The sequence below is a fragment of the Paracoccus sp. SY genome (genome assembly GCF_002901215.1).
Lineage (GTDB): Bacteria > Pseudomonadota > Alphaproteobacteria > Rhodobacterales > Rhodobacteraceae > Paracoccus > Paracoccus acridae.
On the sequence record NZ_NWMQ01000194.1, the window covers coordinates 1 to 571 of the forward strand.

The following is a 571-nucleotide window of genomic DNA, read 5'->3' on the forward strand; positions in this document are numbered from 1 at the left end:
ATCTCGAAGGCCCAGGCCTCCGCGATCCGCAGCGCCTTCCGGGGCGCAAGGTCATAGGGAAAGGAGAGGAGCAGATGCGTGGTATGGCCATTCTTCGGATCGCCCCGCCAGCCGTCCGACCAATCCAGCGTGATGGCCTTGCGCTGATTGGCTGTGAGCACCTGTGCCTCTAGATCAAGCGCGACCGTGTTGCCGAACACGGCCTCGGACTTCGTGAAGAGATAGCGGAGCTGTGCCTGGAGCCGGACCGGCGTTTGCGTGCCGCCCCGCGCGATCTTCTTCAGCACTGCGGCGTTCGAGCCCTGGCCCACCCGCCACAGATTGCGGGCCTGCGCCGAGAAGGATGACCCCCCTGACCCGGATCGTCGCCCCTTCGTCTTGCCGAACCCACTGTCGCGCGGCACCCGGCCGCCCACGCGGCGCAGCCGGATCTCGCCGATCAGATCATCCGAGANTGCGGGCCTGCGCCGAGAAGGATGACCCCCCTGACCCGGATCGTCGCCCCTTCGTCTTGCCGAACCCACTGTCGCGCGGCACCCGGCCGCCCACGCGGCGCAGCCGGATCTCGCCG

General features: G+C 68.4%; 1 pseudogene. It reads right to left on the bottom strand.

Annotated elements, in window-relative coordinates:
• A pseudogene (locus CK944_RS22515) lies at positions 1-287 on the bottom strand (hypothetical protein); the annotation flags it as partial.
• Positions 288-571 lie beyond the last annotated feature (284 nt).